The sequence below is a fragment of the Vibrio sp. A2-1 genome (assembly GCF_021728355.1).
Taxonomy (GTDB): Bacteria; Pseudomonadota; Gammaproteobacteria; order Enterobacterales; family Vibrionaceae; genus Vibrio; species Vibrio splendidus_K.
The window spans coordinates 154,511-178,298 of sequence record NZ_JAKKCO010000004.1 but is presented as its reverse complement, the minus strand read 5'-3'; the positions used below and the strand labels follow the sequence as shown (position 1 = coordinate 178,298).

Genomic DNA, 23,788 nt, shown 5'->3' with positions numbered 1-23,788 from the left:
TGATGTTTTCCCATAAGCCCATCAATCAGGTTGTTCTCTTAACTCTTAAAAGAGGTAAGAAGAATATGGTGGAGGGAGACGGATTCGAACCATCGAAGGCGGAGCCGGCAGATTTACAGTCTGCTCCCTTTGGCCACTCGGGAACCCCTCCAGGGTGTTTTTTCCTATCTCATAATGGATAGGCTAAAGAGATGTTTTTCCCAACGCATCTCTCAAGTGCGGAGCGCATCATAGCAAACACGTTAAACCTGTAAAGAGTTTTTCTTATGGTTTTGTGTTAAATGCTGCCTTTTTGGGCAAAGATGGCGAAAAGTATGCATATTGCTCGTGAAGTGAACACCTACGCTCAGGTTTACGTAGTGACAGGTAACACCTTGAGGTAACTGGCTTTCTGTATTGTGTTTGGTTTGTGTTATTGGCGAAGAAACGTAAATGGAATTTAACCTAGATTTACACTTCTTGACGTTACAGCATTCATCAGTTGATAGAATACGGTTAATTTCATTTATAGATAATAAATCTTACTTGCAGACCATTATTATGAAGCATAAATCTGTTTTAACCCTGCTTAGCTTGTCGATTCTTATGGCGTCTCCAGCCGCACTCGCAAAACGCATGGGCCCAAGTACTGTTACTGTTGTTACTGAGCAGGTTGATATTCACCAAGTTAGCCAGTCTCTTTCTTTGGTCGGTAAGTTAGAAGCCGAACAATCTGTGATCATTACTTCTGAAGTGGCTGGTAGAGTTGACTCTATCAACATCAAAGCCAACCAAGACGTCACTAAAGGGCAGATGTTGGTTCAATTAGATGATGACAAAGCCAAGGCCGCGGTTGCAGAGGCTCAAGCGTACCTAAAAGACGAAAAACGTAAGCTAGCGGAGTTCCAACGACTAGTGAAACGTAATGCGATTACGCAAACTGAAATTGACGCTCAGAAAACCAACGTTGAAATTGCCAATGCACGTTTAGCTGCTGCGAATGCCAACCTTAAAGATCTACACATTAGCGCACCTTTCTCTGGCACCGTAGGCTTTATCGACTTTAGCCGAGGTAAAATGGTGACATCAGGCACTGAGCTCGTGACTTTAGATGACTTGTCTGTGATGCAGTTAGACCTTCAAATTCCTGAGCGCTACCTTTCTAAACTTTCTAAAGGCATGACAGTAACGGCTCGCACCAGTGCATGGGGCGATACTCAGTTCACTGGCACAGTGGTTGGTATCGATTCCCGTATCAACGCTGAAACTTTGAACCTGCGAGTTCGAATTCATTTCGATAACAACAATGATTACTTAAAGCCGGGCATGTTAGTGGCCGCGGATATGGACTTCCCACCAGTCGAAGCTCCGATTATCCCTGTTCAAGCGTTGGAGTACTCAGGTACGAAGCGTTTTGTTTATGTGATTGGCGAGGATAACAAGGCAACTCGAACAGAAGTGTTCTTGGGTGCGCGTATCGATAACGAAGTCGTGATTGATAAAGGCATCGAGATTGGTCAGAAGATCGTGGTGCAAGGTATCGTTAACATGCGCGACGGTGTTTTGGTTCAAGAGTTAGCCGTTAATCGTCCCGCTAAGCTTGAGGGCGATACCGCTAATCTTGATGGAAATGCAGCAACACAAGAAGGCGCTAACTAATGTTGTTATCTGATGTTTCTGTAAAGAGACCAGTAGCGGCCGTCGTATTGAGCCTACTATTGGTTGTGTTTGGTATTGTATCTTTCAATAAGCTCGCAGTTCGTGAGATGCCAGACATCGAAAGCCCAGTGGTGTCGATCAGTACTCGCTATGAAGGTGCATCCGCCACCATCATTGAAAGCCAAATAACCTCCAACCTTGAAGATCAGTTATCCGGCATCAGTGGCATCGATGAGATCGAATCCACAACGCGTAACGGCATGTCGCGTATCACTATTACCTTTGAGCTTGGTTACGACCTCAATACGGGTGTGAGTGATGTGCGTGATGCGGTCGCTCGTGCTCAGCGATCATTGCCTGATGAAGCCGACGACCCCATTGTTTATAAGAACAATGGTAGTGGTGAAGCCTCGGTCTACATTAACTTAAGCTCGACTGAGATGGACCGAACGCAGTTAACCGACTACACCGAACGTGTGTTGATTGACCGCTTTAGTTTGATTTCTGGTGTGAGCTCGGTGGATATCTCGGGTGGCTTATACAAAGTAATGTATGTGAAGCTGAAACCTGCTCAGATGGCTGGCCGTGGTGTTACTACTTCGGACATCACTTCTGCGCTAAAAAGTGAGAACATTGAAAGCCCGGGTGGTGAAGTACGTAACGATGCGATTGTGATGTCGGTTCGTACCGCTCGTTCTTACACTGAAGCGGAAGATTTCGAATACCTAGTGGTAAAACGTGCCTCTGATAACACACCTATCTACTTAAAAGACGTAGCGGATGTGTACATTGGCGCAGAAAACGAGAACTCGACCTTTAAGAGTGACGGCGTTGTTAACGTTAGTATGGGTATTGTGCCTCAGTCAGATGCCAACCCACTTGAGGTTGCTGACTTAGTCCATAAAGAAGTTGAGGCGATTCAGAAGTTCCTGCCTGACGGGACTCGACTGGCGGTCGACTATGACTCAACTGTCTTTATCGATCGTTCGATCTCAGAGGTTTACAGCACACTCTTTATTACGGGTGGTTTAGTTATCCTCGTGCTTTACGTCTTCATAGGTCAAGCGCGTGCAACGCTGATTCCAGCGGTAACCGTTCCAGTATCTCTGATTTCGTCGTTTATTGCGGCTTACTACTTTGGTTTCTCTATTAACCTAATCACCTTGATGGCACTGATCCTGTCTATTGGTTTGGTGGTCGATGACGCCATCGTGGTGGTTGAGAATATTTTCCATCACATTGAACGTGGTGAATCGCCATTGCTTGCGGCTTATAAAGGGACGCGTGAAGTAGGCTTTGCGGTAATCGCAACCACGCTAGTACTGGTGATGGTATTCCTACCAATCTCGTTCATGGATGGCATGGTCGGTCTCTTATTTACGGAGTTCTCGGTACTGTTGGCGATGTCAGTGATCTTCTCGTCTGTCGTAGCATTAACGTTAACGCCGGTTCTAGGTAGTAAGATCCTGAAAGCGAATGTTAAACCAAATCGCTTCAATCGATTTGTAGAACGTGTGTTTGGTAAGCTCGAGGCAGGATATAAAGCGGTACTGCGTCGTGCTTTGAATTGGCGTTGGGCAGCTCCAATCATCATTATCGCGTGTATGGGCGGTAGCTACGGTTTAATGCAACAAGTGCCGTCACAACTGACTCCGCAAGAAGACCGCGGTGTTATATTTGCATTTGTTCGTGGCGCTGATGCAACCAGTTATAACCGCATGTCTGCTAACATGGACATCGTTGAAGAGCGCCTAATGCCTCTGCTTGGTCAAGGATTCTTAAAATCATTCAGCATCCAATCGCCAGCGTTTGGTGGTAATGCCGGTGACCAAACGGGCTTCGTGATCATGATCCTAGAAGATTGGGATGAACGTGAAGAGACCGCTCAGGAAGCGTTGAACGAAGTTCGTAAATCTTTAAATGGCATTCCTGATGTACGTGTATTCCCGTTCATGCCGGGCTTTAAAGGTGGTTCAAGTGAGCCTGTGCAATTCGTACTGGGTGGCTCTGATTACTCTGAGCTTCAGAAATGGGGCGAACTGTTAAAACAAGCGGCTGAAGATTCACCAATGATGGAAGGTGCGGACATCGATTACTCGGAGAAAACACCAGAGTTATTGGTAACCGTAGATAAGCAACGTGCAGCCGAGTTAGGCGTTAGCGTTTCGGATATTTCAGATACGTTAGAAATCATGCTTGGCGGGCGCAGCGAAACTACGTTCGTTGATCGTGGTGAAGAGTACGATGTTTACCTTCGTGGTGATGAAAACAGCTTTAACAACGCTAATGACTTAAGCCAAATCTACATGCGAACTCAGTCTGGCGAGCTAGTTACGCTCGACACGCTGACGCACATTGAAGAAGTGGCATCCTCGATTCGTTTATCGCACTACAACAAGCAGAAATCGGTGACCATTAAAGCGAACCTAATGGAAGGTTACACGCTGGGTGATGCTCTGGATTTCCTTGATGAACAAGCGATTGAGCAGTTACCAGGCGATATCTCAGTGAGCTATTCTGGCGAGTCAAAAGACTTTAAAGAGAACCAATCAAGTATCTTAGTGGTATTTGCGCTAGCGATGCTGGTCGCGTACTTGGTACTGGCCGCGCAGTTTGAAAGCTTCATTAACCCGCTGGTGGTGATGTTCACCGTACCTATGGGTATCTTTGGTGGCTTCTTAGGTTTGGTGTTGATGAATCAAGGGCTTAACGTCTACAGCCAGATTGGTATGATCATGTTGATCGGTATGGTGACCAAAAACGGTATCTTGATCGTAGAGTTTGCTAACCAACTTCGTGACCGTGGCATTGAGTTTGAAAAGGCGATCATTGATGCTTCGGCTCGACGTTTACGTCCAATCTTGATGACGGCGTTCACCACACTAGCCGGTGCAATCCCATTGATTACTTCAACGGGCGCGGGTTACGAAAGCCGAGTGGCTGTGGGTACGGTTATCTTCTTTGGTATGGGCTTTGCAACTTTGGTTACTCTGTTCGTAATCCCTGCGATGTATCGACTGATTTCTGGCTCAACACGTTCTCCAGGTCATGTGGAAGCGGTTCTAAATAAAGAGCTGAGCCACGATAACGTGGGAAGAAGCTCTCACGGCTAATGAACACGCACGGCTAATGAACATGGAATAGTGTAACAATATTGAAAAGCCTGCGTTTGCTCCTAGCGAATGGCAGGCTTTTTTTGTATAACAAACAGAGCTCAACGAATTAATACAATAAATCGAATAAAGGAAAGTAAAGTGGCTGAATTTAAATACAAAGATCTTTCTCAAGAAGAACAAGACAAACTAGACGCAGCAACCTTTCGTCGCCTGTTAGCACATTTAGATAGCAACAAAGATGTGCAAAACATCGACCTAATGATCTTGGCGGGCTTCTGCCGCAACTGTTTCAGTAAATGGTACAAAGCCGAAGCTGAGCAACAAGGCCTAGACTTGGATATCGATGACGCTCGTGAGCGCGTATACGGCATGACTTACGATGAGTGGAAACAAAACCATCAACCAAAAGCGACACCTGAGCAACTAGCGGCGTTTGAAGCGAAGCAGAAGCCAGAATAATTTGTCGATTTAGCAGCAACGATTTATAGATCAAGCAGCACTTAGAACAAACCGCATATAGCAAAAGAGCCCATCAGGGCTCTTTTTTAATTTTGTACATTGTCTTAGCTTTGAATGCTAACTTCGAACTTAAGCCAGCTCACCTGTTTGCGAGAAAGCTTCTAGCTTCGCTGCATAAGGTTGTAGGTCACCGATATTCAGATTTACCCACTCGTCATTGAAGTAAGTGTCTAGGTAACGCTCACCGCTGTCACATAGCAAAGTCACGATAGAGCCTGTCTCTCCGCGTGCTTTCATTTCACTGGCTAGTTGAAGCACACCGTACATGTTAGTACCGGTTGATGCACCAACCTTGCGACCAAGAATGTCAGATAACCAATGCGTAGTTGCAATACTTGCGGCATCTGGGATTTTACGCATTTCGTCAACCACACCGGGAATGAAGCTTGGCTCTGCTCGTGGGCGACCAATACCTTCAATCTTGCTGAATGTACTGCCTTTCACATTCGCATTGCCTGTTTGGAAGTATTCGTGGAATACAGAGTTCTCAGGGTCGACAACACAAAGCTTAGTTTCATGTTGTTGGTAGCGAATGAAACGGCCAATAGTTGCTGAAGTACCACCAGTACCTGGACTCATTACAACCCAAGCTGGAACTGGGTGATCTTCCATCTGCATTTGATTGAAAATTGAGTTGGCAATGTTGTTGTTACCACGCCAGTCGGTTGCACGCTCAGCGTAAGTAAATTGATCCATGTAATGCCCATTCAACTCTTCAGATAAACGACGAGACTCTGCGTAGATTTCGTCAGAGCGCTCAACAAGGTGCGCTTGACCGCCGTAGAATTCAATCTGTTCAATTTTCTTTTTCGCTGTGCATTTTGGCATTACCGCAATAAACGGAAGGCCAAGCAGGCGAGCAAAGTACGCTTCAGACACCGCTGTACTGCCTGATGACGATTCAATGATCGTGGTTTCTGGGCCAACCCAACCATTACAAATCGCATAGAGGAAAAGGGAACGCGCTAAACGATGCTTCAAAGAGCCTGTTGGGTGTGTACTTTCATCTTTAAGATAAATATCAATGCCTTCTACGCTAGGTAGATCGAGCTTGATCAGGTGCGTATCCGCTGAGCGTTGGTAATCGGCTTCAATTTTACGAATCGCGTTGTTAATCCATTGATGGTCAGTACACATAGGCGTTCTCCTGAGACTAAGTAGGAATTCTTTGTAATTGGTATGGTTATAATTTAGCGATATCCAAGGAGAAAAACTTTGCCATATTTCCTTTGTTTTGCTTAAATTGTAGAAAATTATTCTCTTTAAAACTGATTTGGTGAAAGTGTGATAGATGCCGTAGATAAAAAGATATTAAGGTTGTTACAAGAAGACAGCACGCTGTCGTTGAATGACATATCTGAAGCGGTCAACCTGACGACCACGCCTTGTTGGAAAAGACTTAAACGACTTGAAGAGAATGGAGTTATTGAGAAAAGAGTCGCGTTGTTGAACCCTGAAAAGCTCGATCTTTCCTTTACCGCGTTCGTATTGATTAAAACCAGTGATCATTCTCATGAGTGGTATGGTCGTTTTGTTAATACTGTGTCTGAATTTCCAGAAGTGATGGAGTTCTATCGTATGGCGGGCGAGTATGATTATATGATGAAGGTTCAGGTGAAAGACATGAAGTGTTTTGACGACTTTTACAAACGCTTAGTGAATAGCATTGATGGTATATCTAATGTGACGTCGACTTTTGCGATGGAACCACTGAAGTACACGACAGCGTTGCCGCTTTAAGCTCAACCTAATCTTATGCTACCTCTCGTTTCAGTTTAGACATCGCCTTTGCGATAAAGAAAAGGATTATTCATGTTTGCAAAAGTATCTACCGCTATCCAGTTGGTATTAGCGGTCGCCATTTTTTTCTTGGGCTACACCATCTATTCATTTACCAATAAAGTCGGGGAGATCGTCGATACTTATCCGCAAGTTATTGAAGACTTATCGGGTCTCACCAAGGGATTGAAAGTGGAAGAGCTTTTGGCGTTTGCTGAGCATGTTAATGAGCTTGCTCCTCAGGTGTTGGATACTGTAGAAGATGTCCGTAAAACCATCGATGAAGTTAATCAAACCGTTTCATCGGTCGATAGCAAAATCCCCGCTATCTTAGATGAAGTTAAGAGTGTTCGAACCGAAGTAGAGCAAGTAAGAACCGATGTTATTCCCCCAACATTGACAGAATTAAAACGATACCGTGTCGATGTAATGCCGCCAATGCTCGCTGAAAGTAAATCTTATCGAGAGCAAACCATTCCAGTGATTGTCACTGAATCCGAAATGCTTAGAGCTGAAGTGCCTGATATTTTGGTGCAAGCTAATTTGCTAGCCGATAAGAGTAGAGAGTTAGCTCAGGGAGCGGCAGAAGGTGCGGTGAAAGGGGTGGTGCTATCACCATTTAATCTACTGCGAGACGCGGGAGATGGCATTAAAATGCGAGTAAAAAGTGAATTCGAGCCGACGTTAGAGGTTGAATAGACTTTACTGTTTTTGTGTGACGTTCTTTCGTCAGCGTTACTAAAAAGGGGCTAGGTATGCTACCTAGCCCCTTTTGGGTTTGAACGCGCTTGTTCGCCGTTTCTAAAAATGTACGTCGCTTTTAAAAAATGCTCACAGTTATAAAAAGTGTTTGCTCGTTACTTGGTAAAGCGCATCACACCTTCTTGAACGGCTGTCGCGACTAGCTCACCTTTTTGGTTGTAAATCTCACCACGTACTAAGCCGCGAGTGTTGGCCGCGGTCGGGCTTTCAATCGCATATAGCAGCCATTCATCCATTTTGAATGGACGGTGGAACCAAATAGAGTGGTCAATCGTCGCAACTTGGAAGTTTGGCGTCATGATCGATACTTCATGAGGGTGAAGCGCTGTCACCAAGAAACCCCAATCAGACGCGTATGCCAACAAATATTGGTGAATAAGCTGGTTGTTTGGCAACGCACCATTTGCTCTTACCCACAGGTATTGTTTCGCTTCGGCTTTTTTAGGGTTTAGTGGATTAACGACCGTAACAGGGCGCATCTCAATCGGTTTTTCTCCACAAAAGGTTTTGCGTAGCTTCTCTGGTAAGAATTCAGCGATATGGCTCGCTAACTCGGTTTCTGATGCAAAGTTCTCTGGCCCTGGAATATCAGGCATTGCAATTTGGTGTTCAAAGCCAGGAGCATCGCCATGATAAGAAGCTGTGAGATAGAAAATAGGGCGGCCATTTTGAATTGCTTTAACACGACGTGTGCTAAAGCTGCGTCCATCTCTTAGGTTTTCAACATCGTAAATAATTGGCTTTTCAGGATCACCAGGGTACAGAAAGTAACTATGGAACGAGTGAACACTGCGGTCGTCTTGAACGGTATAGCGAGCCGCAGAAAGCGCTTGTCCCAATACCTGACCGCCATAAACCTGGGGAAGACCTAGGTTCTCACTTTGCCCTCGGAATAAACCTTCTTCCAGCTTTTCTAGCTGAAGTAAACTGAGTAATTCTTGTAAAGGTTGACTCATCGCCAGCATTCCTCTTCGTAAAATGGGTGTCAGATTAGTGTGCTAATCATTTAGCTTAGTCAAATATCTGTCAATAAATCATAGGGTTTCGAGACAGAATATGAAAGCTCTCTTATAATTAGGCCGTAGATTTGTCGATTCCGACAAACATGTTGAGAGAAATTGAATATGAAAAAGGCTCTAATTTTTATTACGTCTTTATTATCGTTTGGCCTATTGGTTGGTTGCCAAGCAACATCAGAAACGAATGCTTCTCAAGAAGCCGTTGCAGAGAATACCCAAGTGATTTCAGGTACAGTAAGCTATCGTGAACGAATTGCATTGCCAGAGAATGCAATTATTACCGTAACGATAGAAGATATTTCACTTGCTGACGCACCATCAACGGTGATTGCGACTCAAGAATTCACAGCTGATGGTAAGCAAGTACCTTTCGCATTCGAATTGAGCTACGACAACAACAAAATTCAAGCTAACCACCGTTACAACATGCGCGCAACGATTCATGTCGACGGTAAGTTACGTTTTACAACAGACACAATTAAGTCTGTAATTACTGATGTAGAAAACACGCAACAAGCAGACTTGCGCTTGGTTGGTGTTCGTTAACTAGGAATGGATGCCATATCAAGGCATCTTGATTAGCTGATTAGCTGATTAGCTGATTAGCTTATTCACTAGTTATGTAATTGATGGCAGCTCTAGGGCTGCCATTTGTATATTCTGAGTTTTACCTTTCCTGCGTCACTCACTTCAACCCCTTCTTCGACCAGATGCTTCTTTTGGCGATCAAACGAATCACCCTTCAAAGAGATCTCACCTTTGCTGTTAATCACCCTATACCAAGGTAGTTTACTTCCTTCAGGCAAGTTGCCTAATGCTCTACCTACATGTCGTGCATAGCCCGGAAAACCTGAAAAACGTGCTATGTCTCCATAAGTTGTTACTTTCCCATATGGAATTTGGTGAATCACAGCAAAGATTTGGGGCAAAAATTGGTCCATACTAAAAGTTCCTAGTTCATTAATACCACGGATCGGTAGAAGGAGAGGGCTATGGTATTTTCAACGTTTCAGTTCTTGATAACCACATTATTAGCGGTTGTTTGCGCGAGAGCAATCAGTTTAAGTGAGGGAGATATCCCAGTACTTGCAATGGTTATTCCTGCTTTATGGATCTTACCGCAGGGAGGCATCGCAGGGTTAGCTTTGCTCGCATCCATGACTGCCTATGGTTTAACCCTGCCTTTACAACCCATCACGCTGTCTGTCAGTGTGTGGGTATTATTTCCACTGCTTATGGTGGTCTTTTCAAAACGCAGCAGTTTGTCGGTCGTGATTATTTCTGGCTTGATCGTCGCAACGCTACAAGTCGGGATTATGGTCACGCAATCAGCAGGTAAGCTTGATGGCGTTCCGTGGGTTACCACACTACAAACCTTGTCAATCATCGTGATTTGGTGGGCAGCAAATCATCTTAAGCCAGCCAGCCGACACAGCTGGTGGTCATTAGGTTTGATACTTCCATTATGGATAGCCGATTTACCTTATGCCGCTTTGGTTGCTTTGTGTGTAACGGGCATCATGGCATCGATGGAAACACTGACGCGTTTGAAAACCTTCCGATGGAATAAGCTATTGTGTTGGACATTACCAACGGTCGGTTTTGCTGCTCTGGTGATTACACCAAGCATTGAGGTTCCAAGCCCGGTATTTGTGGTTTGGTTGTGCCTGTTAGGCACGGCATGGATGACAGATTACATCCTTCGCACCGAAGATAACGAAGACATCGATATCTAGCACCACAGAAACTCAAGCCCTTAGAACGCAGGTAAATGGTGAATTTACCTGCGATTTTCTAGTGGTTTGAATAAAGGATAAGCACTTAGACAGCAATTGTTCAAAAATAGGGTCGAAGAGCTTGCAATGGTTGCTGCGATGCTTAATAATCCAATCACTCTTTGAGGCAAGCCTCTTAGAAAAAGAATCTATGGAGGCTCTGGTCCTCCCGCAACACTAACTTGTGAACTCGGTCAGGCCTGGAAGGGAGCAGCCGCAGCAGGCGACGTGTGTGCCGGGATGTGGCTGGGGCTTCCACCCATATAAAAAGCCGCTCTTAATGAGCGGCTTTTTGCTATCTGAAGCTTTTTAATTGTAGTTTTAAATAACGTCTTCAAGTCTATTGATTAGCTACTCTAGCGCTTACTTGTCTTGTACTAATCGCTCTTTATCTAATAACGCGCGTTTACGTTCCAATCCCCAACGGTATCCACCTAGCTCCCCATTACTTCTCAGAACGCGATGGCAAGGTACCAGCACGCCAATCCGGTTTTTACTACAAGCTGATGCTACCGCTCGAACCGCTTTTGGTTTGTCGATCTCACCAGCTACTTCACTGTAGCTCACAATATCGCCTTCTTTGATGCTCAATAAAAACTGCCATACCTTAATCTGAAATGCAGTTCCTCGAATATCCAGTGGCAAATCAGGTCTTGGGGCGCCTTGACTGATGTGCTGATCGAGTGCTTCTATCCAGAAATCCAACTCGGGCGTATCTAGTGACGCAGAAATTGTCAGTTCGGCTTTTGGGAACTCGCTACTCAATTGCTCTAATAGTGCTTGTTCATTGTCACCAAATTGCACGAAACAGACGCCTTTATCGGTCGCGGCCATCATCATGAAACCGAGTGAGGTTTGGCGGCATGCATAATTGATTGTTTCGCCAGCGCCTCCTGCTCGATAGGCTTTTGGTGCCATACCGATGTTGCGAGTTGCTTCTCCATAGACACGACTAATTGAGCCAAAACCAGAGGCGTAGATGGCGTCGGTTACGCCATCTCCTTGTTTTAGAGAGCTCTTAAAGTGACGCATTCGAACGGCATCTTGATACGCTTTAGGTGACACTCCGAATGCTTCCTTGAACAGCCTTTGTAATCGTGAGGGAGATAATTCCGCAATTTCACCTAAGCTAGAAAGTGTGAGTTTCTCATCAGCGTGCGCTTCAATGTGGCGTGCAACTTCTACCAATTTTGCCACTCGAGAGTTTCCCGGAAAAGGGTGGCAGCGTTTGCATGGCCTGAAGCCTGCCAACATCGCCATTTCAATGCTTTCAAAGAACCTCAAGTTCTCAGGTTTTGCAGGCCTCGCAGAACACGATGGCAAGCAATAAACACCCGTAGTGATAACACCATAGAAAAATTGCCCGTCGAAAGACTTGTCTCTGACGGCTATCGCTTTTCTCATTTCGAGTTCTGGTGGCATTGGCATGGCTTAATCTCTACTTAATTACTGGTCTATCATTATCTAACCGCATGTTCGGTGATGGTTCCATCCGTTTCTTGCTAACTGATTTTATTATAAGCACTTGAGGTTCAATCGCTCTTGGATTGAACAATATAGATATAACGCAAAAATCGGATGTTTTGTATTTCTGTGGGTCGCTAAGATTGATCATATACCAATTACTCAAGAGTGAACTGAACCATGACATCGACTATTAATATCTCAATGAATGCCCGTGTGTGGGCAATGCTGATTGTTCTTTCCATGCTATGGGGAGGATCGTTCTTCTTCGTTGGTGTTGTGGTTACTGATCTTCCTCCGTTAACCATAGTCGCGCTTAGAGTGGGAATTGCTGCCATCACTTTGTGGATTATTGCTTTGATGATAGGGCTTCGCCCGCCTAAAGAGTTGCGTGTTTGGGGGGCCTTTTTAGGAATGGGTTTACTTAATAATGTCGTCCCGTTCGCGCTTATCGTATGGGGGCAAACTCAAATCGCGTCTGGGCTAGCGTCGATCCTAAACGCAGCGACACCGATCTTCGCGGTTGTGGTGGCAGGAATACTATTACCTGATGAGCGTGTAACACCGCTAAAACTCGTGGGTGTCGGCATTGGTTTTGTTGGTGTGGTTGTGATGATAGGGTTGCCTGCTCTGAGCGGAGGTGGCAGTTTTATTGCTCAGTTGGCAATCATCGCGGCTGCTTTGTCATACGCTTTTGCAGGAGTGTACGGTCGTCGATTCAAAGCTATGGAGATCAATCCGATTATCACAGCGGCAGGGCAAGTAACAGCATCAACGATTGTTTTAACCCCTGTTGCGTTAATGGTGGATGGCCCACTTGATGTTGTAGCAATGAGTGGAGATACATGGGCGGCTATCGCTGGGCTTGCAGTTTTATCGACAGCGGTCGCTTATGTTCTGTACTTTAAAATTCTAGAACTGGCAGGGGCGACCAATGTTTTACTCGTTACCTTGTTAGTGCCTGTTTCCGCCATCTTGCTTGGTTCTCTGTTCCTCAATGAGTCGTTAGAAGTTATTCACTTTGTTGGCATGTTGTTGATCGCTATTGGCTTGTCGGCCATCGATGGAAGATTGTGGCGCCGTCTTAAACTGGCAAAGACTCGAGTTTAGTTAAATGGGCAAGGCACGGTTGACCTTGCCATCATTAGTTAAAAAATATTGCTGTGTTTATAATCAAAAGACAAACAATCGCAGTCAGCAATATTTGAAAGGCATTGTGTTAGTCGTAAATACTGTATGAAAAATACTTACTCGCTATCTTTTGATGCTGACCATTGTCGATCAAGCGTTGGATACCGTCATCAATAAGATCTTTCAGTTCATTGTCTTGTTTTCGTACCGCCACACCAATCCCACGACCAAACCACTTCTCTTCTGTAAATTTAGGACCTGTAAAGTGATAGTCCTTACCTTGTTCTGTTTCGAGAAAGCCTGCATTGAGACCCATTGAACCACCAAATACAGAATCAAGACGGCCGTTGAGTAAATCAGTAAAGGCTTCATCGAATGAACCGTAACGTTTAATGTCTACATCAGGGTAAATCTCAGAAAGGTACTTATCACCAATGGTTGCACGTTGAACCCCGATAGTTAGGTCATTCAAGCTGTCGTCATTCATATTGATCTCTCGATCTTTCTTCATCACGAAACGAGTAGGGACTTTGGCGTATGGGATGGTGAAGTTAACTTTCTTTTCACGCTCTTCGGTAATCGTCATAGCTGCAATTATCGCATCGTTCTTACGACTCAAGAGCGAAGGGATAATACCGTCCCAATCTGTTTTGGAGATGATGCACTTTACCCCTAATTCGATACAAAGCGCGTTGGCTAAATCGACTTCAAATCCCTCTAATTCACCGTCCTGCGTTGTCCAGCTGAATGGTGGGTAAGCCCCTTCAACAGTAAAGCGAATTTGTTTCCAATCTTTAGCGTACGTGAACACAGAGAAAACACTGACGAATGCAACAAGTATCCATTTCATTTGTTATTTCCTTATAGTAATAATGGATACTGATAATTAACTACTTGTTAACATTTTTCAATATGAATACATAGCGAATACATATTGATGTGAGCAAAGGCATGCATAACAACCTGTTTGTTCTAGCTTTCTTCCAAGTGTTGTTTGTGTATTAAGTTGAGTTTAAATTACCTAACCTCTCAATTCGCAGGCAACACAACAGCAGACGCTTCTTCGTCTGAATCTTCTTTGTCTTCTACTTGTTCAGCAACCCAATCAATTGTCTTTGTTAAGTAGAGCTTGTTGGTTTCTATATCACACCAACTTTTTGACAGCCCTCGGCGATTAAACTCACTGCCAATCGCTGCGAGTGTTTGGTTGCTTGAGCGCCCGTAATACAAGGTGTCGCACAGTTGCAGGTTCGACATCGATTGAGGATACGTATTGACTGACGAGGAGTTCATACTTAAAGCTTTGGATTGATTGTGTGTGCAGCCAGTTAGGCTCAGGAAAAAGAAAAGGATTAGCGTATTTTTCATGGTGTATCAGGTCTGTTGCCGATGATTAGAAGAGAGTATTGCCATGATTGCCACACTAATTTGTCAATTTCTCGCCAACTAGTTATAGACCAAGACTTTCCTCCCAGTTAGAAAGCGTTATTAAGTCTACGACCAAAAACGGTATTAACGACCAAATGCGCAATTTTGTACAAAAGTTGTAAGAGCCTATAGAGTAGACTGATAAGTCGCTCGATAATTAAAAGGCTTGGGGATGGTTATGGATAACAAAAAGCGTTCTAAAGAGAAAGCCGAATACAAGATCACAGAAGAACTCGGTGGCCTTGAAATCCTCAATGCAGAATATGAAAAGCAGAACTTCTCACGTCACAGCCATGAAGGTTACACTCTCGGTGTGATTGAGCAGGGTGCTCAGCGCTTCTATCGAACGGGAGGGCATCATGTCGCGCCTCAAGATGCCATCATTCTGGTTAACGCTGATGAAGTTCATAGCGGTCATTCTGCTACCGAAGGTGGTTGGGCGTATCGTGCAATGTATCCGCTGCCAGAACAACTTGCCAAAATCACGCAGGAACTCAATCTGCCGAATTACGGGGCTCCTTACTTCCCTAGAGCGGTGGTTGAAGATCCTGAACTCGCCAATCAACTCAGATTAGTTTTCAACACGATTGATGAATCAGATAATCGCCTGCTAAGAGAAACCTTGATGTACGGGATGTTGGTTAAACTGATTAGCCGACATGGGAAGTCGAGCCTTAAGCCTCTGTTAGATGGGAAAACTCAACGCCAACTTGTTCTAGTGAAAGAGTTTTTAGACGATTTTCCACAAGCGGATGTGTCATTGGAAGAATTGTCGAAGCTTGCGACTTTAAGCCCATTTCACTTGGTGCGCTCCTTTCAAAAAGAATTTGGTCTTCCGCCACATGCATATCAAATTCAATCTCGACTCAGGCTTTCGCGTAAGTTGCTAAAGCAAGGGCATTCGATCTCGGACACTGCTCAAGAGTGTGGCTTTCACGATCAAAGCCATTTTCATCGACATTTTAAGAAAGCCAACGGTTACACCCCAGGTCAGTATATTAAGATGCGCTGATCTGATCGCTTTTAACTTTGTGCTTTGGCGATAAAGCAAATTTGTACAATCGAATAAGTGAGTGCTCTTTTACAGTGGAAAACCAATGTAACGAGAACTAGGAAAATATGGATAACAACACAATGGATAAACGTACGCAGTTATGGAAAGGCGTTATGGCAGCGATGCCGTTAAGTATTGCCGTCATACCGTGGGGCATATTAGCGGGCTCGTATGCGATAGATGCTGGACTGAATCAGCTTCAAGCTCAGGCTATGTCTGCCATTTTATTTGCAGGTTCAGCTCAACTGGTGGCTGCGGGTATGTTTAAAGCGGGCATTGGTTTAGGGACTATGTTGTTAACCACGCTGTTTATTACGTCAAGACACTTTCTTTATAGTGTCTCTATGCGTGACAAAATTAGTCATCTGCCAGCTCGTTGGCGTTTATTGCTTGGTTTTTGGCTCACTGATGAACTGTTCGCGATTTGCAGTGGGCAATCCCAACAAGAGTTTAATCGTTGGTATGCCGCGGGCGTGGGTGGCGGCTTTTACCTCGTTTGGAATATTGCCAGCTTTGTCGGCATTGTCGCAGGTAGTCAAATTCCATCACTTAACGAAATTGGCCTCGATTTCGCGGTCGCCGCAACTTTCATTGCTTTGGTTTTTCCTTTGATTCGAACACTGCCAACGGTGGTGTGTGTTGTGGTGTCATTGGTGACCTCTGTGGCAATGGCGGTCAATCAGGTTGAAGGAGGGCTGATGATTGCTGCGATTTCAGGTATGTTGGCGGGCTTCATTAGTGAATCATTTGTTGAACGTAACAACGGTCAGAAACAAGCCAATGAAGGAGAGTCTGCATGATTTGGTTATCGATCGTACTCATGACAGCGATTGTTTTTTTCAGTCGATATGTGTTTCTAGAACCTACAATTCCTCTTCGACTAAATAGTACAGCGAGGCGTCTACTACGTTATTCAAGCCCTGCGGTATTAACGGCTATTTGGGGGCCGATTGTATTCGCTCCTGAGCAATCATTCTGGCCAAGCCTCGAAAATCCATATTTGATCGGTGCTCTTGTGACTGGGTTGTTGATATGGAAAACAGGCAATGTGCTGTTAACGATTGGAGTCAGTATGGCCGTGTTTTTGTTCTATAACCTAGTCGCGGTTGATTACCTTTTCTCTTGAGCTTCTACTTAGGTTTTATGTTTCTCCCATGATTTAAGGGCTGTATAGATATGATTACTTGTTATGTTCGATATGTGATTGATCCTAAGAAAACAAAGGAGTTCGAAACCTACGCTAAAATGTGGATTCCTTTGGTCGCTAAATTTGGTGGCCAACACAATGGTTATTTCTTGCCGTCGGAAGGGGCGAGCAATATTGCTTTGGCATTGTTTTCCTTTGAAAGCTTGGCTGCCTATGAAGAGTATCGGATTAAATCGCTGAGCGATGCTGAGTGTATTAAAGCGTTTGAATTTGCAGATGAAGTTGATTGCATCGTGAGTTATGAGCGAAGCTTTTTTAGGCCTGTTTTTGACTGATTGACCTTGCAACGTATGACATGGTGGCATCTAATGTACCGATTCACTGTTTGTGTTTTAAGGTTCTGGTAAGGAGTTAGTTTGGCTAAGAAATATTATGTGGTTTGGAAAGGTCGTATACCGGGTATTTTTACCACTTGGAATGAGTGTAAATCGCAAGTTGATGGCTTTGCTGGTGCGAGATACAAATCGTTTCCTACATTAGGCGAGGCTGAATCTGCTTTCGGTGGTAAAACGTCGTCTGCGTCAGGTTCTGCTTCAACATCTGGATCTTCATTGACCAAGCGAAGTACTGCGGGTAAGGCGACTAAAGCGAAGGTTCCGCCTCTCTCTCAACAACAAATCACTGATATGCCTTTTGATATCAAGATCTTTACTGATGGCGGTTGTGAGCCAAACCCAGGTGAAGCCGGTACAGGCTTAGCGGTGTACCTGAACAACGATTTAACTGAGTTGTGGTATGGTCTTTACCAACCAATGGGTACTAACAATACCGCCGAGCTACAAGGTTTGAAGCAAGCATTTATAATTGCAAAAGAGAAACTGCAAGCCGGCTTGTCTGTTGCAATTTATAGTGACTCAAAATACTCGATTGACTGTATTACTAAGTGGGCAACGGGCTGGGAGAAAAAAGGTTGGACGAAGTCGGGTGGTGAAATCAAAAACCTCGATATCATCAAGCCAGCTTATGCGATGTACCAAGAGCTCGCTTCTCAAATCACTATCCACCATGTTAACGGTCATGTTGGTATTGAAGGTAATGAACTTGCAGACCGAATGTCTATCGTTGCGATTGCTTCTAAAGAACAAGATCTGAATCGATATACAGAGACAGACGATCTTACTGAGATATTAGCGTTGCGAGCGGGTTAAGAAAGCTCGGCGAGCTGTTTTTTAATCACGGAAGCAAGTCTAGCCCAGCGTAGGGCTAGTTTTATCCAAACTAATACCATATTAAGCGTTACAGTTTGCATCAATGTAACGCTATGGTTTGTGTCTTTCTCTTCTAATTTTTAGTTTCTAATTCATTTCACATCTATCTGCGTGTTTTTAGATAGTCTTAAACTGGGTTCTCTATCCAATGAGACAGTTGTTGAGCTTGTTTAAGAGAGTTAAATCGCTTCTCTACTCTGGTTCTTGCCATCATCCCCATTTCTGTTTTGTCCTCGCTACTTAATTGCGCAAAACGCTCAATGCTTTCTCTTAACTCTTCGACGTTTTTTTCATTCACTAAAAATCCGGTATCAGGTGTGACAATTTCCTTACAGCCCATAATGTTGGTTGTAATCACGGGAGTCCCGACTGCCATGGCTTCTTTTAGTACTAACGGTCCAGTATCGACACAACCTGTTTCTGAAAAGCAGAAAGGAGCGACTAAACAATCGTAGCTCGGTAAGTGCTCTTTTACCCACCCATGAGGCTTTGAACCAAGAAAGCTGACATTTCGAGTTAGCCCTTGTTGTTCGACTTGCGCTTTTAACTGGGACTCTAGATCTCCAGTACCGACGATATCGAGATGAATGTCGAGAGGCTCGGCTATGGGTGCTAAGGCATCAATGAGAAAGTGGATACCTTTTTGTTCAACTAATCTTCCAAGGAAAACAAAGCGAAGCTGCTTGGTTTCGGTCTTTGGGTGTAGTTGAAATTGCTTGGTATTTACACCGCAATGCAGGAGCTTAATATTACCTTTTGCCATGTGATTAAAGTCGGTGAGCATGTCTTTACAGACCGCGACCACAAAATCGCTCGATGTAATCTTATGTTCAATATCGTAAGCGAACTCGTAAACATCATGGCCATGGGCGACAAACGAGCAAGTGATGTTGAGAAGCTTAGCGGCGACAATAGCGTGGGCAGTGGTGTGTTGGCAGAAGTGAGCATGGACATGGTTAACGTCTTTTTCTGCGAGTTGTAAAGCCAACTTAAATCCATAAGCGAAAAGTGACTTCTTCGGCATGCTAGTCTGCTTAGATACAAACGAAAGCGCTTTGACAAAACCCACCCAGTTGATGCTAGTTATCTTGCCCGCCCGAACATCCTTGCCAATTTTCACGATGTCATAGTCGAAAGCTTTTTCACTTTCTTCTACTTCGAATGCCATTACGCATACCTGATGCCCACACGCTTTCACGGAGTCGACTTCTGTCTGAATGAATGTCTCGCTCAGTACAGGGTAGGTAGGCGCTATAAATGCTACTTTTTTCATTTTTTGCTCCTTTTACTGGCCACTAAAATGGATTAAGCAAGATACGAACCAAGATGAAAGAGTATTTTTTCGGCGCTTCTTAATGGTTTTCTTGTGGTTATCGTTAGGTTGCTACTGGTTTTCTCAAAATGGCATTCAAATTGGAGATTTGAGTATTTCTGCAGGCAGCGCTTGGTCGTCATTTTGCGAACAAGCACGTAGGCTGCTGATATAAAGCCAGTTTAATAGTGAGGAATGCTCGGCACAGGATATGCAGAAGTAGCTGTACAACGTATAAATTTGAGAGCGTCACTATGGCTAAAGTTAGTATTGTTATTCCTACTTATAATTGTTTGGACTATCTGCCGAAGGCAATCGGCAGCGTACTCAAACAGACTCATCAAGATATCGAATTAATCATTATTGATGATAACAGCAATGATGGAACGTCAACTTATCTCGCATCCATACACGACGAACGCATAGTTAAAATGGCGACTCTGGGTGTAGGTGCACCTCAAGCCAGAAACCTAGGGATTGAAAAGGCGACCGGTGAATTCATCGCTTTTTTAGATGCCGACGATTTTTGGTATCCAGAGAAAATCGAGCGACAGATCGAGTTCCATCAACGAAACCCTGAGTTGGCGATGAGTTTTACCAATTACGAACATCTCACTGAAGACTACCAAGTGATTATCGACTGCTTTAGCTATTGGTCACAGTTCCAAGAGAAAGATGAGTTGTTCTTCAATATTGAAAAGCCACTAGAGTTCATTATTGAAAACAACGTGATTGGTACATCGACAGTGATGGTTAGAGCTGATGTGTTCTCTCAAACAGACAGTTTTAATGCTGATATAAAGTATGGGGAAGATTGGGAGTTGTGGCTTCGACTAAGTGAGAATCATCAGATTGGTGTGCTGAATTCAGTGCAGGTTGGTTATTTAATGAGGTCGAGTTCTGTCACTCAAACTGAAAGCTTCAAATTGAGGAATTTGCAGTCTATAGAGACTATTCTTCAGCGTTACCAAAATGGCAGTGAACGTTGGAACCTGCCTTCTTCTAGCTTTAAAATCGCAAAGGCGAGAATACTAGAAGGCTACGCTGACTATTATCGAAGTCTACACCACAACAAACAGGCGGTTGCTTATAGCTTTCGATCTTTGGTTATGGCCCCTCAAAAGCGAACGTTACGACACCTAATCGGTGACTGTAAGAGTTTCCTAACACCCGCATGGTAAGGAACAGGTGATTGCTATGGGGTCTTTAAAACAGTCAGCCTATTACGCCATTGGTATTGTGATGATGAAAGGAATATCACTAGTGATGATTCCTTACATTACTCACAAAATGACGCTAGCAGAATACGGTTCTTTAGAAGCGATTGTTTTGTTAGCCGATATTGGAACGATATTGTTTAGCTTTGGTATCGTTGAGGCAATGTACCGTTATGTGGGCGTGGCTGATGGCGATGAAAAACGGGAACTCATCTCGAACTGTTTTACGTTAAGTGTTTTGGTGTGTGTACTAGGAGGGCTATTAATTGCGCTCAGTATGCCGTTGTTACTCTTAATGTTGCCCGTCGAATTTCAACCCTACCAAATTTTACTACTGCTTATTCCTACGATGCTTGATGGGGCAATCTCTATTCCTCTTACCCTAATGCGAATGAACGCGATGGCGAAGCGATTCTGCCTGCTTAATGTATTGAAAGCGGGTGTTCAAGCCTTCATGACTTTTGCGTTGCTTGAGGCCGGATATGGTATTGATGGTGTGTTGATTTCGGCTGCAGTCTCTAGTGTGCTGCTAATGATCTGTTTAGTCCGCTATCAATGGCAAGAGATGGGAACATTTGGTTGTTTTAAATACTCCACTAAGATCTTGAAGTTTGGGTTACCCGCTTTGGTCGGGGGGGCATCAATGTACATGATCACGGGTTTAGATCGTTGGGTCATGGCAAGTTTCGTTGGAGTCGAAGAGCTGGCGATTTATGCAGTCAGTGGTAAATTTGCGTTGATTCTTGGATTGTTATTACAACCCTATGCACTTTGGTGGTTCCCAAACCGTGTCGCCATTCTTCAACAAACAGGCGGCAGTAAACATTGTGCTGATAAAGCCTTAGTCGGCGTTAATTTTGCCATCGTATTGGGTGCTTTGATGATTCTAACTGTTCCAGGTTTTATCGCTCTAATTTTGCCTAGTAGCTATCAATATGCGGGTACGATTGTTGTCGCATTACTTGCCATTAGTGTTATCAAGAACGCAGGTGACTATTTGAATCTTGGCTGTTTCAGTGGAAACTCAAGTCAATCACAAATGTGGATTCAAGGCGGATGCGCGATCTTAGCCGCTATTGGTTATGTCACCGTAACGCCCATTTATGGCGTGTGGGGTGTTATTGTTGTTCTCTGTGGCACTTACATATTGCGATTACTACTTTTATATTTCGTTAGTCAAACAATGGAGCCGTTACCCTATCAGCACAGTAAGTGGATTGTAGCGCTCAGTATTGCGGTAGTTGCGGTCACTTGTGATCGATTGCTCGGATTGGTGCTCGTTGATGTTCATGACTTTATTTTAGGAAGCTTTGTGGCAGTGATGACGCTTGTGGCCTTTATTAAATACTCGGTCATCATGATCCCTCAGGCGGTACTTGATAGGTTCACGTCAAACAAACATTCACAGGTAAGTTGATATTACCTCCTATTCAGAACTCGAATGTTTCTAAGTCAGTGAATCAAAAGTCCTAGAAATTTCAAATAAAACACTGTTCATAATGTTTATGATTAGATAGTATTTATAAGTTTGATGAATATTAACTATGGAAAGAATTATGAATAAGTGGATTGTACTTTCAGCTCTGTTTTCGACCTTCTCTTACGGTGCTTTAGACCTTTCTAACTCTGATTTAGATTTATCAGCGGGAGGCTTTGATGTACCAGAAGCCATCTCGTTGGAACAACAAAACATCGTATGTGAAAGTGTTGTTTGTAATTCTGTCTCTGAACCTAAATCTGTTCCGGTTGTTGGCGACGTACCTGAACGCGAGCCGAATCAAACGTTAGAAACTCTCGCGAGTGCGATTTATATCGTCGGCGAGATTGGGGTTGCGGAAAACCTGTCGACTCCAGAATACGAGCAATTCTTCGAAAACTAATTCAAGGGGGTGGCAGAGTATTGGCACAGCTTTCAAGTGTTACTATAAAAGATTTCAAATGCTGTTATAAAAGGTAATATTGCGTTAAACGATTCAATAACCTTGGCATATTGTAACTAGGAAGCACCCAATGGAAATATGGAAGTTACTGCTGTTTATCCCTGCCTGTTTTGCGCTCAACATGACGCCGGGCCCAAACAATTTGTTATCAATGAACAACGCCCGTTGTTACGGATTTCAGGTCGCCTTTGTCGCTGGCTTAGGAAGAATCCTCGCTTTTTCTGGCATGATTGCTTTGGCTGCATCCGGCTTGGCTGTCGTGCTTTATACCTCTGAAACTTTGTTTTTCCTTATCAAGCTATTTGGCGCGATGTATCTATTATGGATTGCGTTCAACTTATGGCGCTCACAAACTAGCCCAGTCGCGGATATTGAACGAAATAAGGATTGGTTTGATCTTGTTAAGCAAGAGTTCGCGCTCGCGGCGGGCAATCCAAAAGCGATACTCATTTTTACTGCGTTTCTTCCTCAATTTGTCGATGTCACCGCTAATGTAAACACGCAATTCTTCATCCTCGGAAGCACATTCTTAGTATTAGAAATGCTCGCGATTTCTATCTATGCCGCTTTTGGCTTATATCTACGAAATTGGTTTTCAAAACCTCAAATGGCCAAGCGCTTCAATAAAGCCTGTTCTGTGTTTCTTGCTCTATCGGGGGCGAATTTGTTAGTGAGCCGTCAGTAGCTCTCATTTTGCTTGTTTAGTTTATCGTTAATCTATTAAGGTCTATGTATGAATGTGGTCTGTGCGGAAAAACAAGAACTGGCTGATATCTACCAGCTTGAACATGCTTTGTTTGGCGACCACGCCTATCCGCAGTTTTTCTTTCGTCAGGCCTTTGATTGCTGGGGAAAAGGCTTGTTGGTTGCGAAACAGGATTCGCAAGTTGCGGGTTATGTGTTGATGACACCAACAGACAAGCCACAAGAATACTGGATTTTGTCACTGGCCGTTGATGGTCAATTTCGAGGTATGGGAGTGGGACGTTCGTTGATGGAACAGGCGATAACGACGCTGCCTAAAGAATCCAAGGTGTTGCTTACCGTTGATCCAAATAATGCGTCGGCTTATGCGCTTTATGTGTCTATGGGTTTTGTCTCTATCAAAGAAGAGTCGAACTATTTTGGCGATGATGAGCCAAGGTTGGTGATGCAGCTCATCGTCTAGTTGCTTGCTAACGTTGTTTATTCAAAGGCGCACACCTTAATTAAAGGTTCA

The 23,788-nt window shown here is 44.1% G+C and carries 25 protein-coding genes, 1 tRNA gene and 1 other RNA gene; 19 read left to right on the top strand and 8 right to left on the bottom strand.

Annotated features, from left to right (window positions below; genetic code table 11):
- Window positions 1-66: 66 nt before the first annotated feature.
- A tRNA-Tyr gene (locus L3V33_RS15320) sits at window positions 67-151 on the bottom strand.
- A 389-nt stretch (window positions 152-540) separates the two neighbouring features.
- Here L3V33_RS15320 and L3V33_RS15315 point away from each other — a divergent pair.
- The 3 genes from L3V33_RS15315 (at window position 541) to L3V33_RS15305 (ending at window position 5,213) form a co-directional block, all read left to right on the top strand.
- Window positions 541-1,638 carry an efflux RND transporter periplasmic adaptor subunit gene (locus tag L3V33_RS15315; protein WP_237290766.1) on the top strand — a complete coding sequence of 366 codons (1,098 nt, stop codon included), beginning with the start codon at window positions 541-543 and terminating at the stop codon, window positions 1,636-1,638.
- Window positions 1,638-4,751, top strand: a complete 3,114-nt coding sequence (gene vexH, locus L3V33_RS15310) for a vibriobactin export RND transporter permease subunit VexH (protein ID WP_237290765.1) — start codon at window positions 1,638-1,640, stop codon at window positions 4,749-4,751. The genes L3V33_RS15315 and vexH overlap by 1 nt, the downstream gene beginning before the upstream one ends.
- Before the next feature lie 141 nt (window positions 4,752-4,892).
- The gene (locus L3V33_RS15305) at window positions 4,893-5,213 is read left to right on the top strand and encodes a DUF1244 domain-containing protein (RefSeq protein WP_010439576.1); all 321 of its coding nucleotides are present in this window, start codon (window positions 4,893-4,895) and stop codon (window positions 5,211-5,213) included.
- 129 nt (window positions 5,214-5,342) lie between these two features.
- On the opposite strand, the gene L3V33_RS15300 is transcribed toward L3V33_RS15305, so the two are convergent.
- On the bottom strand, window positions 5,343-6,410 hold the full coding sequence (locus tag L3V33_RS15300) for a PLP-dependent cysteine synthase family protein (protein ID WP_237290764.1): 1,068 nt from the start codon (window positions 6,408-6,410) through the stop codon (window positions 5,343-5,345).
- 147 nt (window positions 6,411-6,557) lie between these two features.
- On the opposite strand from L3V33_RS15300, the gene L3V33_RS15295 reads away from it, so the two are divergent.
- Together L3V33_RS15295 and L3V33_RS15290 are read left to right on the top strand one after the other, a co-directional pair.
- The gene (locus tag L3V33_RS15295) at window positions 6,558-7,013 is read left to right on the top strand and encodes an Lrp/AsnC family transcriptional regulator (RefSeq protein WP_017073561.1); all 456 of its coding nucleotides are present in this window, start codon (window positions 6,558-6,560) and stop codon (window positions 7,011-7,013) included.
- Between the two features lie 72 nt (window positions 7,014-7,085).
- Window positions 7,086-7,751 (top strand): hypothetical protein, encoded by a 666-nt coding sequence (locus L3V33_RS15290; RefSeq protein ID WP_237290763.1) that lies wholly within the window; start codon window positions 7,086-7,088, stop codon window positions 7,749-7,751.
- Window positions 7,752-7,909: 158 nt separating this feature from the next.
- On the opposite strand, the gene tesB is transcribed toward L3V33_RS15290, so the two are convergent.
- Window positions 7,910-8,770, bottom strand: coding sequence for an acyl-CoA thioesterase II (gene tesB / locus L3V33_RS15285; RefSeq protein WP_145563503.1), 861 nt, complete (start codon window positions 8,768-8,770; stop codon window positions 7,910-7,912).
- Window positions 8,771-8,938: 168 nt separating this feature from the next.
- On the opposite strand from tesB, the gene L3V33_RS15280 reads away from it, so the two are divergent.
- Window positions 8,939-9,379 (top strand): YbaY family lipoprotein, encoded by a 441-nt coding sequence (locus tag L3V33_RS15280; RefSeq protein WP_237290762.1) that lies wholly within the window; start codon window positions 8,939-8,941, stop codon window positions 9,377-9,379.
- A gap of 92 nt (window positions 9,380-9,471) precedes the next feature.
- On the opposite strand, the gene L3V33_RS15275 is transcribed toward L3V33_RS15280, so the two are convergent.
- Complete coding sequence (locus L3V33_RS15275) at window positions 9,472-9,774, bottom strand: MGMT family protein (RefSeq protein ID WP_017073557.1); 303 nt, start codon at window positions 9,772-9,774, stop codon at window positions 9,472-9,474.
- A gap of 51 nt (window positions 9,775-9,825) precedes the next feature.
- Here L3V33_RS15275 and L3V33_RS15270 point away from each other — a divergent pair, with 51 nt between their 5' ends.
- Together L3V33_RS15270 and ffs are read left to right on the top strand one after the other, a co-directional pair.
- On the top strand, window positions 9,826-10,569 hold the full coding sequence (locus L3V33_RS15270) for a hypothetical protein (protein WP_171309354.1): 744 nt from the start codon (window positions 9,826-9,828) through the stop codon (window positions 10,567-10,569).
- A 197-nt stretch (window positions 10,570-10,766) separates the two neighbouring features.
- An RNA gene (ffs, locus tag L3V33_RS15265) (signal recognition particle sRNA small type) lies at window positions 10,767-10,863 on the top strand.
- Between the two features lie 108 nt (window positions 10,864-10,971).
- On the opposite strand, the gene L3V33_RS15260 is transcribed toward ffs, so the two are convergent.
- Window positions 10,972-12,036 carry a methylated-DNA--[protein]-cysteine S-methyltransferase gene (locus L3V33_RS15260; RefSeq protein ID WP_237290761.1) on the bottom strand — a complete coding sequence of 355 codons (1,065 nt, stop codon included), beginning with the start codon at window positions 12,034-12,036 and terminating at the stop codon, window positions 10,972-10,974.
- Between the two features lie 216 nt (window positions 12,037-12,252).
- Here L3V33_RS15260 and L3V33_RS15255 point away from each other — a divergent pair, with 216 nt between their 5' ends.
- Window positions 12,253-13,182, top strand: a complete 930-nt coding sequence (locus L3V33_RS15255) for a DMT family transporter (RefSeq protein WP_237290760.1) — start codon at window positions 12,253-12,255, stop codon at window positions 13,180-13,182.
- A gap of 109 nt (window positions 13,183-13,291) precedes the next feature.
- Here the strand turns inward: L3V33_RS15255 and L3V33_RS15250 are convergent, their stop codons facing one another.
- Together L3V33_RS15250 and L3V33_RS15245 are read right to left on the bottom strand one after the other, a co-directional pair.
- Window positions 13,292-14,053 carry a transporter substrate-binding domain-containing protein gene (locus L3V33_RS15250; RefSeq protein WP_145563508.1) on the bottom strand — a complete coding sequence of 254 codons (762 nt, stop codon included), beginning with the start codon at window positions 14,051-14,053 and terminating at the stop codon, window positions 13,292-13,294.
- Between the two features lie 179 nt (window positions 14,054-14,232).
- The gene (locus L3V33_RS15245) at window positions 14,233-14,571 is read right to left on the bottom strand and encodes a hypothetical protein (protein WP_017073553.1); all 339 of its coding nucleotides are present in this window, start codon (window positions 14,569-14,571) and stop codon (window positions 14,233-14,235) included.
- Window positions 14,572-14,809: 238 nt separating this feature from the next.
- Here L3V33_RS15245 and L3V33_RS15240 point away from each other — a divergent pair, with 238 nt between their 5' ends.
- The 5 genes from L3V33_RS15240 to L3V33_RS15220 all read left to right on the top strand — a co-directional run bounded on the left by L3V33_RS15240 (window position 14,810) and on the right by L3V33_RS15220 (window position 18,040).
- Window positions 14,810-15,643, top strand: a complete 834-nt coding sequence (locus L3V33_RS15240; protein ID WP_237290759.1) for an AraC family transcriptional regulator — start codon at window positions 14,810-14,812, stop codon at window positions 15,641-15,643.
- 107 nt (window positions 15,644-15,750) lie between these two features.
- A complete protein-coding gene (locus L3V33_RS15235; protein WP_016768487.1) occupies window positions 15,751-16,485 on the top strand; it encodes an AzlC family ABC transporter permease in 735 nt (244 codons plus the stop codon).
- Window positions 16,482-16,811, top strand: coding sequence for an AzlD domain-containing protein (locus L3V33_RS15230; protein ID WP_016785726.1), 330 nt, complete (start codon window positions 16,482-16,484; stop codon window positions 16,809-16,811). The genes L3V33_RS15235 and L3V33_RS15230 overlap by 4 nt, the downstream gene beginning before the upstream one ends.
- Before the next feature lie 50 nt (window positions 16,812-16,861).
- Window positions 16,862-17,167 (top strand): NIPSNAP family protein, encoded by a 306-nt coding sequence (locus tag L3V33_RS15225; protein WP_237290758.1) that lies wholly within the window; start codon window positions 16,862-16,864, stop codon window positions 17,165-17,167.
- Window positions 17,168-17,248: 81 nt separating this feature from the next.
- Window positions 17,249-18,040, top strand: a complete 792-nt coding sequence (locus tag L3V33_RS15220) for a ribonuclease H family protein (RefSeq protein ID WP_237290757.1) — start codon at window positions 17,249-17,251, stop codon at window positions 18,038-18,040.
- Between the two features lie 187 nt (window positions 18,041-18,227).
- On the opposite strand, the gene L3V33_RS15215 is transcribed toward L3V33_RS15220, so the two are convergent.
- Window positions 18,228-19,373, bottom strand: a complete 1,146-nt coding sequence (locus L3V33_RS15215) for a glycosyltransferase (RefSeq protein ID WP_146457155.1) — start codon at window positions 19,371-19,373, stop codon at window positions 18,228-18,230.
- 293 nt (window positions 19,374-19,666) lie between these two features.
- Here L3V33_RS15215 and L3V33_RS15210 point away from each other — a divergent pair, with 293 nt between their 5' ends.
- From L3V33_RS15210 to L3V33_RS15190, 5 genes are all read left to right on the top strand, one after another.
- Window positions 19,667-20,593, top strand: a complete 927-nt coding sequence (locus L3V33_RS15210) for a glycosyltransferase (RefSeq protein ID WP_237290756.1) — start codon at window positions 19,667-19,669, stop codon at window positions 20,591-20,593.
- A 16-nt stretch (window positions 20,594-20,609) separates the two neighbouring features.
- The gene (locus L3V33_RS15205; protein WP_065205632.1) at window positions 20,610-22,046 is read left to right on the top strand and encodes an oligosaccharide flippase family protein; all 1,437 of its coding nucleotides are present in this window, start codon (window positions 20,610-20,612) and stop codon (window positions 22,044-22,046) included.
- A 139-nt stretch (window positions 22,047-22,185) separates the two neighbouring features.
- Window positions 22,186-22,509: a hypothetical protein gene (locus tag L3V33_RS15200; protein ID WP_237290755.1), complete on the top strand. Its 324-nt coding sequence runs from the start codon at window positions 22,186-22,188 to the stop codon at window positions 22,507-22,509.
- A gap of 130 nt (window positions 22,510-22,639) precedes the next feature.
- The gene (locus tag L3V33_RS15195; RefSeq protein WP_237290754.1) at window positions 22,640-23,254 is read left to right on the top strand and encodes a LysE family translocator; all 615 of its coding nucleotides are present in this window, start codon (window positions 22,640-22,642) and stop codon (window positions 23,252-23,254) included.
- Between the two features lie 48 nt (window positions 23,255-23,302).
- A complete protein-coding gene (locus L3V33_RS15190; protein ID WP_171309365.1) occupies window positions 23,303-23,737 on the top strand; it encodes an N-acetyltransferase in 435 nt (144 codons plus the stop codon).
- The last annotated feature ends 51 nt before the right edge of the window (window positions 23,738-23,788 follow it).

Coding starts and splice junctions, on each gene's coding strand:
- L3V33_RS15190 (WP_171309365.1), top strand. CDS start 23,303: ATGAATGTGGTCTGTGCGGAAAAACAAGAACTGGCTGATATCTACCAG.
- vexH (WP_237290765.1), top strand. CDS start 1,638: ATGTTGTTATCTGATGTTTCTGTAAAGAGACCAGTAGCGGCCGTCGTA.
- L3V33_RS15195 (WP_237290754.1), top strand. CDS start 22,640: ATGGAAATATGGAAGTTACTGCTGTTTATCCCTGCCTGTTTTGCGCTC.
- tesB (WP_145563503.1), bottom strand. CDS start 8,770: ATGAGTCAACCTTTACAAGAATTACTCAGTTTACTTCAGCTAGAAAAG.
- L3V33_RS15300 (WP_237290764.1), bottom strand. CDS start 6,410: ATGTGTACTGACCATCAATGGATTAACAACGCGATTCGTAAAATTGAA.
- L3V33_RS15235 (WP_016768487.1), top strand. CDS start 15,751: ATGGATAACAACACAATGGATAAACGTACGCAGTTATGGAAAGGCGTT.
- L3V33_RS15290 (WP_237290763.1), top strand. CDS start 7,086: ATGTTTGCAAAAGTATCTACCGCTATCCAGTTGGTATTAGCGGTCGCC.
- L3V33_RS15250 (WP_145563508.1), bottom strand. CDS start 14,053: ATGAAATGGATACTTGTTGCATTCGTCAGTGTTTTCTCTGTGTTCACG.
- L3V33_RS15225 (WP_237290758.1), top strand. CDS start 16,862: ATGATTACTTGTTATGTTCGATATGTGATTGATCCTAAGAAAACAAAG.
- L3V33_RS15205 (WP_065205632.1), top strand. CDS start 20,610: ATGGGGTCTTTAAAACAGTCAGCCTATTACGCCATTGGTATTGTGATG.
- L3V33_RS15215 (WP_146457155.1), bottom strand. CDS start 19,373: ATGAAAAAAGTAGCATTTATAGCGCCTACCTACCCTGTACTGAGCGAG.
- L3V33_RS15255 (WP_237290760.1), top strand. CDS start 12,253: ATGACATCGACTATTAATATCTCAATGAATGCCCGTGTGTGGGCAATG.
- L3V33_RS15245 (WP_017073553.1), bottom strand. CDS start 14,571: ATGAAAAATACGCTAATCCTTTTCTTTTTCCTGAGCCTAACTGGCTGC.
- L3V33_RS15270 (WP_171309354.1), top strand. CDS start 9,826: ATGGTATTTTCAACGTTTCAGTTCTTGATAACCACATTATTAGCGGTT.
- L3V33_RS15280 (WP_237290762.1), top strand. CDS start 8,939: ATGAAAAAGGCTCTAATTTTTATTACGTCTTTATTATCGTTTGGCCTA.
- L3V33_RS15260 (WP_237290761.1), bottom strand. CDS start 12,036: ATGCCAATGCCACCAGAACTCGAAATGAGAAAAGCGATAGCCGTCAGA.
- L3V33_RS15240 (WP_237290759.1), top strand. CDS start 14,810: ATGGATAACAAAAAGCGTTCTAAAGAGAAAGCCGAATACAAGATCACA.
- L3V33_RS15315 (WP_237290766.1), top strand. CDS start 541: ATGAAGCATAAATCTGTTTTAACCCTGCTTAGCTTGTCGATTCTTATG.
- L3V33_RS15210 (WP_237290756.1), top strand. CDS start 19,667: ATGGCTAAAGTTAGTATTGTTATTCCTACTTATAATTGTTTGGACTAT.
- L3V33_RS15200 (WP_237290755.1), top strand. CDS start 22,186: ATGAATAAGTGGATTGTACTTTCAGCTCTGTTTTCGACCTTCTCTTAC.
- L3V33_RS15275 (WP_017073557.1), bottom strand. CDS start 9,774: ATGGACCAATTTTTGCCCCAAATCTTTGCTGTGATTCACCAAATTCCA.
- L3V33_RS15230 (WP_016785726.1), top strand. CDS start 16,482: ATGATTTGGTTATCGATCGTACTCATGACAGCGATTGTTTTTTTCAGT.